Below are 13470 nucleotides of genomic sequence, written 5' to 3'. Positions count from 1 at the left end.
ACTTGCGCTCACGAACCGGATTTCCGCGCGACGTCAGAAATCTTGATGGATTTGGGGATCAGGCCCAGCGCGAAGAACGCATCGGCCACCTGCTGCTGGTCGGCGATGACGGCATCCGTGATCGGTTTGATGCCGTAGGACTGCCGCTTCAATGCCACCTCGACGACCGGCACGGACAGACCGATTGCCGGAGCAAGCTGCTCAGCCACCGCATGGATGTCGCCCCTGGCCCAATCGTCGACCGTGCTGAGCTCGGCGAGCACGGCGTCGACGATCTCAGGATTGGCGTCGAGGAATTTCTTCGAGGCAAAGTAGAACTGGTAGTTGGCGACGATGCCGGAGCCGTCTGCGAGCGTGCGCGCGCCTGTGGCCGCTTCCGCGGCGGCCTGGAACGGATCCCAGATCACCCAGGCATCGACCGCACCGCGCTCGAAGGCGGCGCGCGCATCGGCCGGCGCCAGGAACACGGGCTCAACTTCAGAATATTTCACGCCGGCCTTCTCCAGCGCCTTGACCAGGAGATAGTGGACGTTGGAGCCCTTGTTGAGCGCGACCTTCTTGCCCTTGAGGTCAGCGACCGATTTCAGCGGGCTGTCCTTCGGCACCAGGATCGCCTCGCCCTTTGGCGCCGGCGGCTCATAGGCGACATACTGGATCGGCGCGCCGGCGGCCTGCGCGAAGATCGGCGGGGCTTCGCCGGTGTTGCCGAAATCGATCGCGCCGACATTGAGTGCTTCGAGCAGCGGCGGTCCGGAGGGGAATTCGGTCCACACCACCTTGTAGCCATCGGCAGCCAGCTTCGGCTCCAGCGTGCCCTTGCTCTTGAGCAGCACCAGCTTGCCGTATTTCTGGTAGCCGATGCGGACCACCTTGTCCTGACCATAGGACGTGCCGACCGCGGCGGCGACGATGCCGATCGACAGCACCACGGCCGCGATCAGACGCTGGATGATACGCCTCATGTTCAAACCCCTGTGTGTGGGAAGGTTGGTCGGCACGATCAGGCTGCCGGATTGCGCCAGACGATGTCGCGGATCGCGATCGGCCTCGGGATCAAGCCGAGCTTGTAGAAGCGATCGGCGACGCCCTGCTGCGTCGTGACGATATCGTCGGTGACGGGGCCGACGACGAAGGACGACCGGTTCGCCGCGATGGTCTGGATCTCCAGCGGAATGCCGGTCACCGCGGCGAGAGACTTCGCGACCTCGTCGCGATGCTGCTCGGCCCATCTGGCGGTCGCGGTGGTGACGTCGACGATCTGCTGCAGGATTGCGCCGTGGTTCTTCGCGAAGTCGCGGTTGGCGATGTAGAAGGAATTGGTCTTGGTGACCTCGCGCGCATTGATCAGAATGCGGCCGTTCTGTCTGGTCTCGCCGATCGCGAAATACGGATCCCAGATCGCCCAGGCCTCGATGCTGCCATTGGCAAAGGCGGGGCCCGCGTCAGGCGGCGTCAGATAGACCGGTGTGATGTCGGCATAGGTCAGGCCCGCCTTCTCCAGCGTTTGCACCACGATGTTGTGCGCGCTGGAGCCCTTGGTGAAGCCGACGCGCTTGCCTTTCAGCTCAGTGATGGCGCGGATCGGCGAATCCTTCGGCACCAGAATGCCCTGGCCGGTGGTGATGGGCTGGCCCGCGGCATAGACGATCGCGGCGCCCGCGGCCTGCGCGAACACCGGCGGAGAATCGCCGACTGCGCCGTAATCGACGCTGCCGACATTCATCGCTTCCATCATCGGCGGGCCCGAGGAGAACTCGACCCATTTCACCTCGATGCCCAGGGGCACGAAATGTTTCTCCAGCGCGGCCTGCTGGCGCGTGATGACCAGCACGCCGTTCTTCTGATAGCCGATACGAATTTCCTTCACCGCGCCTTGTGCGATCGCAGGCGAGGCGAACGCAGCGGCGGCCGCAGTTCCGATGGAGAGCTTGAGAAAGTCACGACGCTGCATTCCACACTCCCGGCCGAGCGCGGCCGTCATTCATTCCAGTTCGGGAATGATGGTGCGGGTTGTCGGAGGTGTCGAGACGGCCGGAAAAATAGCGATGCGCGCACTGCGCGCGCGGCAGCGCGCATGATTAATCTTTCAAGCGGCCGCGATGATGCAGAGGGATTTTTTCTGCACGCGAATGTGAGACGCGCAGGGAGCGGGACGGCAAAACGCCTCCACCACCTCCGCTGTCATTCCCCGCGAAGGCGGGGAATCCAGTATTCCAGAGGCGTCAGTGCCTCACACGACGGCCGCGGCGTACTGGATCGCCCGGTCAAGCCGGGCGATGACACTGAAACCGTGGTGGGCGCGTGCCTCACGCAGGACGCTTGCAAGCTAATGCCACCGCACCGGCAAATTCTGCAGCCCGCGAAACGCCCAGCCGCCGATCCGCACCTTCTCGTCGTCGGCGATCTCGAGCTGCCTCGCCCGCGCGAACACGGTCGGCAGCGCGACGTCGGCGATCATGGCGCGGGAGGCCCAGGCACCGGCGCAAAAATGCGGGCCGGCGCCAAAGGCGACGCTCTTGGTCGTATCACGCCGCACGTCGAACTGATCGGCGCGGTCGAAATGCCTCTCGTCGCGATTGGCGGAACCGAACATCAGGAAGACGCGCTCGTCCGTCTCGAAGGCGACGTCGCGGATGCTCCAGGGCTTGGCGATACGCCGCGGCGACATGCCGATCGGTGAGATCCAGCGGGCATATTCCTCGAACGCCTCGAGCCAGGTCACCTCGCCCTTGCGCACCAGATCGAGCTGCTCGGGATGGGTCAGCAGCGCCCACACCGTGCCGGCGATCGCCTTGCGCGGCTCGTTCTGACCGCCCGAGATCGCGAGTTTGACGTTCGCGCGCACGCTCTCCATCGGCATGCCGGAGGCGAGCAGCACGCCCAAAATGCTCTGGTCGGGCTGCTTGCGCATCACCGGCAGGATGTCGTCGATTGCGGCGTCGATGCCCGACGTCGCAGCGTGGCAGCGCGCCTCGACCGCGGGATCGCCGGCGTAGTTGGCGATGCCCTCGATCATGCCCTGCGACCACGCGTCCATGTCGCCAAAGCCGATATTGGTGAGGCCAGTGATCGACTTCAGGCATTCGCCGGAGAACGGCAGCGCGAAGTCGCGCATGAAGTCGACCCGCCCCGGCGCGATCGCGTCGAGGATGCGGTCGGCATGGGCCTGGAACAACGCGGTCCAGTGCGCCTTCACCGTCTTCGGCGACACCGTCGGGAACATCGCGCGGCGCTCGACCTGGTGCGCTTCGCCGTCCTTGCGCATCATGTTGTGGCCCATCAGCCGGTTCATCAGGCCCGCAGGCTGGTGCGAGGAGAACACATCGATCTGCTTCTCGGAGATCGAGATGTCGTCGCGCCTGGTCAGCAGCGTCGAGCCGAGCTGCGGCACGAACGCGATCGGCGCCTCTTTCCGCATTTTCGCAAGCATCGGATAGGGATCGGCCCAGAATGCGGGCGGGTCGATGTCGATGCGCGGCGCGGTGCTCAAAGCTGCCTCTCCGGATGTCGTATCCTAGAGGCCAGACTAGCGAACTCCGCGGCCGGCGTCTGTCCCTAGCGAAGGGGACACACGGCAGGAGAGCATTTACGTGTAAGTCCGGTTGACGGGACAAAACGGCAAGGAATTCCCCGTGGCTCACAACTTCGATATGTGCCGGACTTGGAGATTGTCGCGACGCAGGCATCGAATTTGCCGTGGCAGCCGGTTCCTGTACACTTGGCCTGCAAAGCCAAGACGGGATGGTCATGACCACATTGCTCATCGTAGGCGCGACGGGGCTGGTTGGCGGCCGCGCGATGACGCTTGCTCGTGCGGACCCTCGCATCACGCGCATCATCGCGCCGACGCGGCGTGCGCTGCCAGCCGAGGAGCGGGTAACCAATCCTCGGCTCGATGATCTGATTGCTGGTGCCGGCGGTGAGGAATGGCGAGCCGACGGCGCAATCTGCGCGCTCGGAACGACGCGAGCGGCGGCAGGGTCGGCAGCAGCATTTCGAGCGGTCGATTACGAACTTGTGCTGCTGATCGCGCGGCGGCTGCGCGACGCTCGAGTCGGCCGTTTCGCGCTGGTATCGTCCTTGGGCGCCGACCCGCGATCCCTGTTTCTCTACACGCGGACGAAGGGCGAGGTGGAAGAGGCGATCGGGGCGCTCGCTTTCCCGTCCCTGACGATCCTGCGGCCAGGCTTCCTGGATGGCGAGCGTGCCGAAAGCAGGCCGGTACAGCGAGCAGTGCGGAACGTCCTAAACTTCGCGTCCCCCCTGTTGCCGCGGGTTGCGCGTGTAAGCCCGGTGACCAACGTGGCCCGGCAGCTCGTCGAGGCGGCTGTTGCCGGCGAACCAGGAAAGCACGTCATTGGAGCGGGGCAACTGGCAGAGGGCGGCAGCTGACACCGCGGGTCCCGGCTCTGCACAGCAGCGCGTGCCGGACGATGCTGCGCGGCGCTCTGCTCACCGTTGGAGCCCAGACCTTTGGAGCTAGATCCTTGGAGCTACCGCGCCTCGGCGATCTTCGCTCCAAATGGCAGCATCTGCGCGTTGGCTGCCAAGGGCCGCTTCGATGGCAATGCAGGGTCCGGCAACCGGAACGCGGCGTCGGCCGGCGCGCCCTGGGATGGACGACGAACGGTTGCCGGAAGCACGATCACTTTCGCGCCGACCTTCACCCGCTCATAGAGATCCGTGACGTCGTCATTGGTCAGCCGGATGCAGCCGGACGACACGCGCTTGCCGATCGTATCGGGCTTGTTGGTGCCGTGAATCCTATATTCCGTCTCGCCGAGATACATCGCGCGGGCGCCGAGCGGATTGCCGGGACCGCCTGCCATGAACCGCGGCAGATAAGGCTGACGTGAGACCATCTCCGCAGGCGGATGCCAATCCGGCCATTCCGCCTTGCGGGCCACAGTCTGCTCACCCGACCATGTGAAACCTTCGCGGCCGACACCGATGCCGTAGCGCAACGCCTGGGTGTCGTTCAGAACCAAATAGAGGAATGTGTTCTTGGTATCGATGATCACGGTGCCCGGCGTCTGGCGGCTGGCGTAGTCAACCACCTGCCGGACCAATGCTCCGGGACCATCAGCGTCGGCTTTTGGTGGTTCGACCAAAGGTGCCGGGGCCGGGGCCGGAATCGGAGCCGGAGCGGGAGCCGGCGCTGCTGCATGAACCGGGGGCGCCACGTAAACCGGACTTGACGATGCCTTGGCTTCCTGTGCGGACGGCTTCCGGATCGCCTGCACGCTCGCCGGGCCGGACAGCAAACCGTACCCCAACGCGGCGACGGCCACGGCGCCAATTGCAACTCTCGCGGCCATGGGTATTGCGAGGGCCTCTGCCTTTTTACGTTTGGCCCGCTTACCCATACTCTTTCCCCAGGTCACTGTGCCCTGAAGAGGTACCCAGCAAAATTTAAGAAACTTCGAAGCGATGCCGCCTAGGCGGGAACCGTCGGGGATGGTTAACGACGGGCTCTTGTTCGACGATATCAAAATTGGGAGCACCGCTTGATAGTGAGCTGGCGATGCGGACAACGCGCTTCTCTGAATAGCCCGGCGGAGCGGACACGCTGCGACCTTGACTGCTCCCAGCCCGACAGCCGACATTCTGAGGCCAGAAACAGAAGGCAGCTAAGGCGCCAGAAACGGAAGCCGAGAACTCACTCGACCGTCCTGTCGGCACGAGAGAGTAGCATCGGCGGCATTTCGACACCTAGCATTTTGGCTGTCTTGAGATTGATGACCAGTTCGAACTTTGTCGGCTGCTCAACAGGCACCTCGGCTACCTTTGCGCCTCGCAATAGTCTTGCGACCTGACGCGCGCATTGGTGGAAAACCGCGCTGAGGCGGGGACCGTATCCCATCAGTCCGCCTTCTTCCGCCTGCTCGGGCCACTGCAGAATGGCGGGCAGGCGGCGGAGGGCCAGCCGATCGCGGATCAGGTACTGGAATTTCGATGCCAAGATCGGCGAGGCCAGCAGGTTGACGGCCCCGATCTCTTCGACCTTCAAAGCGTCAATCACACGGATGAGATCTTCCTCGGATCGTGCGGCAAACGGAACGATCTCGACGCCGAGCCTCTTGGCGGCGCTTTCGAGAGTACTCATGTTTGGTATCGGCAGGCGGTCCGCGAGAGCGGCTATTCGCCGGATAGCTGGCAGTGCTTCATGCAGCAGCTCCAATCGCTTGGCGTCGAGCTGAAACGCAAAGATGGCAACACCAGTGGTGTTACCTTCGGGATGCGGCATCGAGGCGACAAGCTTGCTGCCAAGCAAGTCGTCCGCGATCACCACGATTGGAATACGCTGCGTTGCTTTCTGTGCTGCGCGCCCTGCTTCGGCCCCGACTGCCATCAGCACATGTGGACTTGCCTCGACCAGTTCAATGGCCACACTGGCATAAGACGCGGCAGCCACCCTTTCGCCACGGCTGTCGATCTCAAGGTTTTTGCCTCTGACAAAGCCGGCTCTGCCCAGTTCATCGAAGAAGCTGAGCGGTACCGGCCCCAATGCCGCAACGCGGTACCGCTGGCCAGCCCGCTGTGCGCGGGCTTTGAGCGGCAATGCCGCAGCGCCAGCAATCAGCGTGACGAACTCGCGCCGCTTCATGTGGATCCCGGGAGCATTTGACCGGGTCTCAGTCTAGCACATTGGAGGCGAGGAGTGGCGTCGGCTTCGGGTCAAAAGGCGACGATCCCCGTAGGTGGACCGCGTGTCCGCTTTGCTTTCGGAAGCAGGTATCGCGGACTCCCAGTCCCCTCAGTTCAGGCCGTGTGGCCCTGCCAGCAGGCCCAGCACGATTCCGAACAATTCGTTCTGCGAGGAGATGCCGAGCCGCTGATAGGCGCGCTTGCGGTAGGTCAGGGTCGAATGCAGGCTGATGCCGAGTCCTTGCGAGATTGCTTCGGAGCTGAAACCGAGCAGGATGCGGCGGCAGACTTCCTGCTCGCGCGGTGTCAGGTCCGAGAGTGGCGCGCGCGTCGCGAACAATGTGGCGAGGTTCTGATCAGGAGTCGCGGCCTGCTGGAAATGACGTGCGACGCTGGCGCCGATCGCGGGCGCGATCGCCTGGAGCCGCTCGCGTTGCGCGGCGCTGAAGCGACCCTGGGTCGTGATGCGATAGAAGTTGACGTAAAAGCAGGTGTCGCCGGTCCAGATCGCGGTCGCGCATTTGTCGACGATGCCGGAATCGTGGAAGAAGATCTTGCGGTAGCGCGCGCCGTACATGCGGGGCGCGAAGCTCGGCAGCATGATCGGCGCAGTGCCCTCGCCTTCGAACAGCGCATCGCGGTTGGGATCGGATTCGTGGAACTGGCCGGCATAGGCGGCGCCGAGATCGCCGCCGATCGGGATATTGCCGGCATCGAGCAGGCAGGTCGCGGCACCTGCACGGCTCAGCGCGAACACCATGCAATGGCCGACATCGGCGTGGCGGCGCAGCGTGTCGATGAGGACTTTGGGGAAATCGGAGCGGCCGATGGCGAGCACCGCGGGCGTGATGTCGCCAGCCGCTGCAGTCGAGGCCGTGCCGTGGGGCCGCATTGGTTTCCTCCGTCAGACGCCGTTTTGGGGAAGGATAGCAGCAACGATCGGGCGCCGAAAGCCGGCAACGCCTGCGTATGCCGCTTCTGGGTCCCGGCTCTGCGCCACGACGCTGGCGCGTTGCGGCTTGTCCGGGACACGAGAGCGGCTGCGTCGATTGACAGTCTCGTGCCCCGGACGCAATGCAGCACTTTAGTGATGCGCTGCTGAGCCGGGGCCCATGCTGGATGCAGAGTCCTTACCCCGCCGCCTTCGCCGGTGCCACGTTGACCGCAAGCTTGCCGTAGCGGTCCGTGAACGCCTCGGTGTCGATCTCCTCCAGCTTGATCTCGCCGCTCATGACGCCCTGCTTCCAGGCCGCCTGCGCCGGATCGTTCTGGAACTCCGGCATCACCTCGCGGCCGAACAGCTCCAGCGATTCGCAGATGTGCTCGTGGCTGTTCTTACCGGCCTGGTTGAGCAGGATGACCTGGTCGATATGCGAGGACTGAAAGCGCTTCAGCTTTCTGCGGATCGTCTCCGGCGAGCCGATCAGGCCGCCGCGCAAGGCCGCCTCCTGCGCCTCCGGATTGTCGCGCTTCCACTTGTTGTACTCGTCCCACATGTTGACGGTGTAGGGCGCGGGCCGCTGGCGGTTCTGCGAGGCACCGTAGAAGCGCAGCGCGAACTGGAAGAAGGTGGCGCCGTCGGCGCGGGCGCGCGCCTCCTCATCCGTTTTGGCGCACATGAAGAACGAGACCAGCGCCATGTTCGGGTTGATCTGGTAGTCCGCCAGTTTATGCAGCCGCTTGGTCATCGCGTTGTAATAGGCGTGCACCCAGGCATGCGCGGCATCCGCACTGACGAACTGAAAACCGAGCGCGCCAAAACCGTGACGGCCGGCACGCTCGATGGTCGGCAGCTGCGAGCACGCCATCCACAGCGGCGGATGCGGCTTCTGCACCGGTTTTGGCACGACATTGCGCAGGGGAATGTCGAAATACTTGCCGTGATGTTCGCTGCCCGCGTCCTTGAACATCGGGAAGATCGCCTGCACGGCTTCTTCGAAGACCTCCTTCTTGGTCTCCATGTCGCGGCCGAACGGCGTGAGCTCGGTGATGGACGCGCTCTCGCCCATACCGAACTCGCAGCGCCCGTTCGAGAGCAGATCGAGCACCGCGACACGCTCGGCAACGCGCGCCGGGTGATTGGTGGTGAGCTGCAGGATGCCGTGGCCAAGCCGGATGTTTTTCGTGCGCTGGCTGGCCGCGGCGAGAAAGGATTCCGGCGAGGGCGAGTGCGAATATTCCTCGAGGAAGTGATGCTCGACCACCCAGGCATGGTCGTAACCGAGCTTGTCGGCGAGTTCCATCTGCGAGAGGGCATTCTGGTAGAGCCGGAGCTCGTCGCCGGCCACCCAGGGCCGCGGCAGTTGCAGCTCGTAGAAGATGCCGAACTTCATGGCGTCGCGCTCCCGCTTTATTGTTGTTAAGCTCATCTTAAGGTGTGAGGCGGAGCTGTCTACGGAGCAGCAATTCCGCCGCGCGGGAGACTGATCCCGAGCCTGGCATGGCGAGGCATACCCGCCTCGGCGCCGCCGCTGCGACATCCGCGCAAGTCGACAGGTTGATCCAGATCAACGCCACCACGGCCCGATTGCAGCAAAAGGGCTGCAAGGCAACGGCCCGGATGCCGTCCCGCTTCCCATACCATCCCGAAGAGACCGAATATGTCGGCCCCTGACGACACGACTTCGCGCGTGCGCCGCAAGCGCATGGAGATTTTCGCTTTCCTGTTCCTGACCGCGATCGTGATGCCCGTCCTCGCGGTCGGAACAGTCGGCTCCTATGGGCTCGGCGTCTGGATCTACCAGATGTTTGCTGGCCCTCCCGGCCCGCCGCCCTCCCCGCATTGATCTCCTCCAAGCGAAAGACCGGCATCATGGCCCAAGCTTCACTCAACCGCCGCGCATTGATCACCGGCCGCGTGCTCAGCACCGACCGCATCGTGCCGCCACCGGGCGCCGAAATCGCCAGCATCATCGTGCAGGCGCGCCCCGAGCGCCTCGCTGAACTCGAAGCTGAGATCACCGCCCTGCCCGGCTGCGAGATCCATGGCCGCGACCCACGCGGCAAACTCGTCGTTGTGACCGAAGCGCCCGATGCCGGCAGCCTCGGCACCCTGCTCAACACCATCCAGTCGCTGCAACACGTCTATTCCGCGGCGCTGGTCTTCCACGCCATTGAAACCGCCTGAGTCAGGAAGAGCCATCATGACATCGCCAAAGCTCGACCGCCGCCAGATGCTGAAGCTCGAGGCCGCCGCGATTGCGGCTGCCGCAGCAGGCATGCCGGCTCCGGCGCTCGCCGCCAATCTCATCACCGAGCGCGACAACAGCGAAATGAAATGGGACAAGGCCGCCTGCCGCTTCTGCGGCACCGGCTGCTCGGTGATGGTCGCGACCAAGGACAATCGCGTCGTCGCCACCCACGGCGACATCAAGGCCGAAGTCAACCGCGGCCTCAACTGCGTCAAGGGCTACTTCCTCTCCAAGATCATGTACGGCCATGACCGCCTGACCCAGCCGATGCTGCGCAAGACGGGCGGCAAATACGACAAGAACGGCGAGTTCACGCCCGTATCCTGGACCGAAGCCTTCGACATCATGGAGGTGAAGTGGAAGGAGGCGTTCAAGAAGCGCGGCCCCAACGGCGTCGCCATGTTCGGCTCCGGCCAGTGGACGATCTGGGAAGGCTATGCAGCCTCGAAGCTGTTCAAGGCCGGCTTCCGCACCAACAACATCGATCCCAATGCGCGGCACTGCATGGCTTCCGCCGTCGCCGGCATGATGCGCACTTTCGGCATCGACGAGCCGCCCGGCTGCTACGACGACATCGAGGCGACCGACGCCTTCGTGCTGTGGGGCTCCAACATGGCGGAGATGCACCCCATCCTGTGGACGCGCCTCGCCGACCGCCGGCTGTCCGCGCCGCATGTCCGCGTCGCCGTGCTCTCGACGTTCGAGCACCGCTCGTTCGACCTCGCCGACATTGGCATGGTGTTCAAGCCGCAGACCGACCTCTACATCCTCAACGCCATCGCCAACCACATCATCAAGACCGGCCGGGTCAACAAGGACTTCGTCGCCGCGCATACGATTTTCAGGCGGGGGCAGATCGATATCGGCTACGGTTTGAGGCCGGAGCATCCGCTTCAGAAAAAGGCAACGGGTGCAGCGAAGGCCAACGACTCCACCGACATGAGCTATGACGAGTACGTCAAGTTCGTGTCGGAATACACGCTGGAAAAGGCAGCCGAGATGTCCGGCGTGCCGCTGAACCGGCTGGAGGCGCTCGCCGAGCTCTACGCCGATCCCAAGACCAAAGTGGTCTCGTTCTGGACCATGGGCTTCAACCAGCACACCCGCGGCGTCTGGTGCAACAACCTCGTCTACAACATCCATCTTCTGACCGGAAAGATCTCCTCGCCCGGCAACAGCCCGTTCTCGCTGACCGGCCAGCCCTCGGCCTGCGGCACCGCGCGCGAGGTCGGCACCTTCTCGCACCGGCTGCCGGCCGACATGGTCGTGACCAACAAGGCGCATCGCGACCACGCCGAGCACATCTGGCAGCTGCCCGAAGGCACCATTCCCGACAAGAACGGCGCGCACGCCGTGCTGCAAAGCCGGATGCTGAAGGACGGCCTGATCAACGCCTATTGGGTGCAGGTCAACAACAACCTCCAGGCCGGCCCCAATGCCAACGAGGAGACCTATCCCGGCTTCCGCAACCCCGACAATTTCATCGTGGTCTCGGATGCCTATCCGTCGGTGACGGCACTGGCCGCCGATCTGATCCTGCCGACCGCGATGTGGGTGGAGAAGGAAGGCGCCTACGGCAATGCCGAGCGGCGCACCCAGTTCTGGCACCAGCTCGTCCCCGCGCCCGGCGAGTCGAAATCCGATCTCTGGCAGCTCATGGAGTTCTCCAAGCGCTTCAAGATCGAGGAGGTCTGGCCCGAGGAGCTGATCGCCAAGAAGCCCGAGGTTCGCGGCAAGACGCTGTTCGACGTGCTCTACAAGAACGGCCAGGTCGACAAATTCCCCGTGACCGACATCGAGCCGGGCTATCTCAACGACGAGTCCAAGGCCTTCGGCTTCTATGTGCACAAGGGCCTGTTCGAGGAATACGCCCAGTTCGGCCGCGGACATGGCCATGACCTCGCGCCGTTCGACACCTATCACCGCGAGCGCGGCCTGCGCTGGCCCGTCGTCAACGGCCAGGAGACGAAGTGGCGTTTCCGCGAGGGCAGTGATCCCTACGTCAAGCAGGGCACCGACGTGCAGTTCTACGGCTATCCCGACGGCAAGGCGCGCATCTTCGCGCTGCCCTACGAGCCGCCCGCGGAATCGCCCGACAACGAATATCCCTACTGGCTCTCGACCGGCCGCGTGCTGGAGCACTGGCATTCCGGCACCATGACGCGCCGCGTGCCCGAGCTCTACAAGGCCTTCCCCGAAGCCGTGTGCTTCATGCATCCGGACGACGCGGCGGATGCCAAGCTCCGTCGCGGGGACGAGGTGAAGGTGGTCTCCCGCCGCGGCTTCATCCGCGCCCGGGTCGAAACGCGCGGTCGCGACCGGCCGCCGAAGGGCCTCGTCTTCGTGCCGTGGTTCGACGAGTCCAAGCTGATCAACAAGGTGACTCTGGACGCGACCGATCCGATTTCGCTGCAGACCGACTTCAAGAAATGCGCCGTGCGCATCGAGCGGGTGAGCCTGTCATGATGAAACGATCTGCAATCGCCTTGCTCGCCTTCGCGATCGCCGCGGCCTCGAGCTCGCTGACCGCACAGACCGTCACCTCGGGCCTGCGCGGTCCGGCCCCGCTCAATGACGAGGGCCCGGCGCCGCCGATGCTGCCGAACCGCAACACGTCCGAGAAGGAGGTGCGCAATTATCCGGAGCAGCCGCCGGTCATCCCGCACACGATCGACGGCTATCAGATCGACCTCAACGGCAACAAATGCCTGTCCTGCCATGCGCGGGCACGCACGGCGGAATCGCAGGCGCCGATGGTCTCGATCACGCATTTCATGGACCGCGACGGCCAGTTCCTGGCCTCGATCTCGCCGCGGCGCTTCTTCTGCACGGAATGCCACGTGCCGCAGAACACCGCCAATCCGCCCGTGAGCAACGACTTCGTCGACATCGACACGCTGCTCTCGCGTGCAAGCCCGGGTGGCCGCCGATGACGACGACTGCTGACGAGCCCAATGCAGAACTGAAAACCAAGCGCGGCTTCATCGCGCGAAGTTGGGACTTTGCGCTGGAGCTCTGGCGTGTGCTGACCCGGCCGAGCTCGGTGTTCGCGCTCGGCACGCTGGTGCTCGCGGGCTTCGTCGCCGGCGTTATCTTCTGGGGCGGCTTCAACACCGCGCTGGAATTGACCAACACCGAAAAATTCTGCACCGGCTGCCACGAGATGAAGGACAACGTCTACGCCGAGCTGAAATCCACCATCCACTTCAGCAACCGCTCCGGCGTGCGCGCGACCTGCCCGGATTGCCACGTCCCGCACAACTGGACCGACAAGATCGCGCGCAAGATGCAGGCATCCAAGGAGGTCTGGGGCAAGATTTTTGGCACGATCGACACCCGCGAGAAATTCCAGGATCATCGCCTCGAGCTCGCCGCGCACGAATGGGCGCGCTTCAAGGCCAACGATTCACTGGAATGCCGCAACTGCCATAGTGCTGATTCCATGGACATCACCAAGCAGTCGCCGCGGGCCTCGGTGGCGCACCAGCGCTTCCTGTTCACGAAGGAAAAGACCTGCATCGACTGCCACAAGGGCATCGCCCACCAGCTGCCCGACATGCGCGGCGTTCCCGGCTGGCAGTAGGACCAAAAGGCAACCGGCTTCGCCCCGCTTGAACCGGCGGGGCGAATG

Annotated in this window: 14 protein-coding genes; 7 read left to right on the top strand and 7 right to left on the bottom strand. The window is 64.1% G+C overall.

The genetic code is table 11. The annotated features are described in order from the left end of the window. Positions 1–8: 8 nt before the first annotated feature. The 3 genes from A3AS_RS0114995 to A3AS_RS0114985 all read right to left on the bottom strand — a co-directional run bounded on the left by A3AS_RS0114995 (position 9) and on the right by A3AS_RS0114985 (position 3490). Positions 9–962, bottom strand: coding sequence for a sulfonate ABC transporter substrate-binding protein (locus A3AS_RS0114995; RefSeq protein ID WP_018318393.1), 954 nt, complete (start codon positions 960–962; stop codon positions 9–11). A gap of 38 nt (positions 963–1000) precedes the next feature. Further along, positions 1001–1951, bottom strand: a complete 951-nt coding sequence (locus A3AS_RS0114990; RefSeq protein ID WP_020508684.1) for a sulfonate ABC transporter substrate-binding protein — start codon at positions 1949–1951, stop codon at positions 1001–1003. A gap of 375 nt (positions 1952–2326) precedes the next feature. Then, positions 2327–3490, bottom strand: a complete 1164-nt coding sequence (locus A3AS_RS0114985) for a cytochrome P450 (protein WP_018318391.1) — start codon at positions 3488–3490, stop codon at positions 2327–2329. Positions 3491–3747: 257 nt separating this feature from the next. Between A3AS_RS0114985 and A3AS_RS0114980 the strand changes: the two genes are divergently transcribed. After that, on the top strand, positions 3748–4392 hold the full coding sequence (locus A3AS_RS0114980; protein WP_063707566.1) for an NAD-dependent dehydratase: 645 nt from the start codon (positions 3748–3750) through the stop codon (positions 4390–4392). A gap of 101 nt (positions 4393–4493) precedes the next feature. On the opposite strand, the gene A3AS_RS0114975 is transcribed toward A3AS_RS0114980, so the two are convergent. The 4 genes from A3AS_RS0114975 to A3AS_RS0114960 form a co-directional block, all read right to left on the bottom strand. Next, positions 4494–5366, bottom strand: coding sequence for a L,D-transpeptidase (locus tag A3AS_RS0114975; protein ID WP_018318389.1), 873 nt, complete (start codon positions 5364–5366; stop codon positions 4494–4496). Between the two features lie 293 nt (positions 5367–5659). Then, positions 5660–6607 carry an ABC transporter substrate-binding protein gene (locus A3AS_RS0114970; protein WP_018318388.1) on the bottom strand — a complete coding sequence of 316 codons (948 nt, stop codon included), beginning with the start codon at positions 6605–6607 and terminating at the stop codon, positions 5660–5662. A 150-nt stretch (positions 6608–6757) separates the two neighbouring features. Continuing rightward, complete coding sequence (locus A3AS_RS0114965; protein ID WP_018318387.1) at positions 6758–7540, bottom strand: helix-turn-helix transcriptional regulator; 783 nt, start codon at positions 7538–7540, stop codon at positions 6758–6760. Between the two features lie 238 nt (positions 7541–7778). Continuing rightward, a complete protein-coding gene (locus A3AS_RS0114960; protein WP_026202012.1) occupies positions 7779–8981 on the bottom strand; it encodes an LLM class flavin-dependent oxidoreductase in 1203 nt (400 codons plus the stop codon). Positions 8982–9088: 107 nt separating this feature from the next. Between A3AS_RS0114960 and A3AS_RS47230 the strand changes: the two genes are divergently transcribed. From A3AS_RS47230 to A3AS_RS0114930, 6 genes are read left to right on the top strand one after another with little or no spacing between them, the layout of a single operon-like run. Then, the gene (locus A3AS_RS47230) at positions 9089–9262 is read left to right on the top strand and encodes a hypothetical protein (RefSeq protein WP_018318385.1); all 174 of its coding nucleotides are present in this window, start codon (positions 9089–9091) and stop codon (positions 9260–9262) included. Beyond that, the gene (gene napE, locus A3AS_RS0114950; RefSeq protein WP_018318384.1) at positions 9249–9434 is read left to right on the top strand and encodes a periplasmic nitrate reductase, NapE protein; all 186 of its coding nucleotides are present in this window, start codon (positions 9249–9251) and stop codon (positions 9432–9434) included. The genes A3AS_RS47230 and napE overlap by 14 nt, the downstream gene beginning before the upstream one ends. Before the next feature lie 26 nt (positions 9435–9460). Beyond that, entirely contained in the window at positions 9461–9775 is a 315-nt protein-coding gene (locus A3AS_RS0114945; RefSeq protein ID WP_026202011.1) for a chaperone NapD, read from the top strand. Positions 9776–9791: 16 nt separating this feature from the next. Continuing rightward, positions 9792–12305, top strand: coding sequence for a nitrate reductase catalytic subunit NapA (gene napA / locus A3AS_RS0114940; protein ID WP_018318382.1), 2514 nt, complete (start codon positions 9792–9794; stop codon positions 12303–12305). Beyond that, positions 12302–12772: a nitrate reductase cytochrome c-type subunit gene (locus tag A3AS_RS0114935; protein WP_026202010.1), complete on the top strand. Its 471-nt coding sequence runs from the start codon at positions 12302–12304 to the stop codon at positions 12770–12772. Before napA ends, A3AS_RS0114935 begins: the two co-directional genes overlap by 4 nt. Further along, on the top strand, positions 12769–13422 hold the full coding sequence (locus A3AS_RS0114930) for a NapC/NirT family cytochrome c (RefSeq protein ID WP_018318380.1): 654 nt from the start codon (positions 12769–12771) through the stop codon (positions 13420–13422). The genes A3AS_RS0114935 and A3AS_RS0114930 overlap by 4 nt, the downstream gene beginning before the upstream one ends. Positions 13423–13470 lie beyond the last annotated feature (48 nt).

Origin of the sequence: Bradyrhizobium sp. WSM2793, from assembly GCF_000379585.1 — a bacterium.
Classification (GTDB): domain Bacteria; phylum Pseudomonadota; class Alphaproteobacteria; order Rhizobiales; family Xanthobacteraceae; genus Bradyrhizobium.
The sequence above is the reverse complement of the archived record's forward strand: the minus strand, read 5'-3'. Positions and strand labels throughout refer to the sequence as shown.

What these genes read in the sequence shown, in the direction of transcription:
- A3AS_RS0114995 (WP_018318393.1), bottom strand. Translation starts at nt 962, where the DNA reads ATGAGGCGTATCATCCAGCGTCTGATCGCGGCCGTGGTGCTGTCGATC.
- A3AS_RS0114990 (WP_020508684.1), bottom strand. Translation starts at nt 1,951, where the DNA reads ATGCAGCGTCGTGACTTTCTCAAGCTCTCCATCGGAACTGCGGCCGCC.
- A3AS_RS0114980 (WP_063707566.1), top strand. Translation starts at nt 3,748, where the DNA reads ATGACCACATTGCTCATCGTAGGCGCGACGGGGCTGGTTGGCGGCCGC.
- A3AS_RS0114975 (WP_018318389.1), bottom strand. Translation starts at nt 5,366, where the DNA reads ATGGGTAAGCGGGCCAAACGTAAAAAGGCAGAGGCCCTCGCAATACCC.
- A3AS_RS0114970 (WP_018318388.1), bottom strand. Translation starts at nt 6,607, where the DNA reads ATGAAGCGGCGCGAGTTCGTCACGCTGATTGCTGGCGCTGCGGCATTG.
- A3AS_RS0114965 (WP_018318387.1), bottom strand. Translation starts at nt 7,540, where the DNA reads ATGCGGCCCCACGGCACGGCCTCGACTGCAGCGGCTGGCGACATCACG.
- A3AS_RS0114960 (WP_026202012.1), bottom strand. Translation starts at nt 8,981, where the DNA reads ATGAAGTTCGGCATCTTCTACGAGCTGCAACTGCCGCGGCCCTGGGTG.
- A3AS_RS47230 (WP_018318385.1), top strand. Translation starts at nt 9,089, where the DNA reads ATGGCGAGGCATACCCGCCTCGGCGCCGCCGCTGCGACATCCGCGCAA.
- napE (WP_018318384.1), top strand. Translation starts at nt 9,249, where the DNA reads ATGTCGGCCCCTGACGACACGACTTCGCGCGTGCGCCGCAAGCGCATG.
- A3AS_RS0114945 (WP_026202011.1), top strand. Translation starts at nt 9,461, where the DNA reads ATGGCCCAAGCTTCACTCAACCGCCGCGCATTGATCACCGGCCGCGTG.
- napA (WP_018318382.1), top strand. Translation starts at nt 9,792, where the DNA reads ATGACATCGCCAAAGCTCGACCGCCGCCAGATGCTGAAGCTCGAGGCC.
- A3AS_RS0114935 (WP_026202010.1), top strand. Translation starts at nt 12,302, where the DNA reads ATGATGAAACGATCTGCAATCGCCTTGCTCGCCTTCGCGATCGCCGCG.
- A3AS_RS0114930 (WP_018318380.1), top strand. Translation starts at nt 12,769, where the DNA reads ATGACGACGACTGCTGACGAGCCCAATGCAGAACTGAAAACCAAGCGC.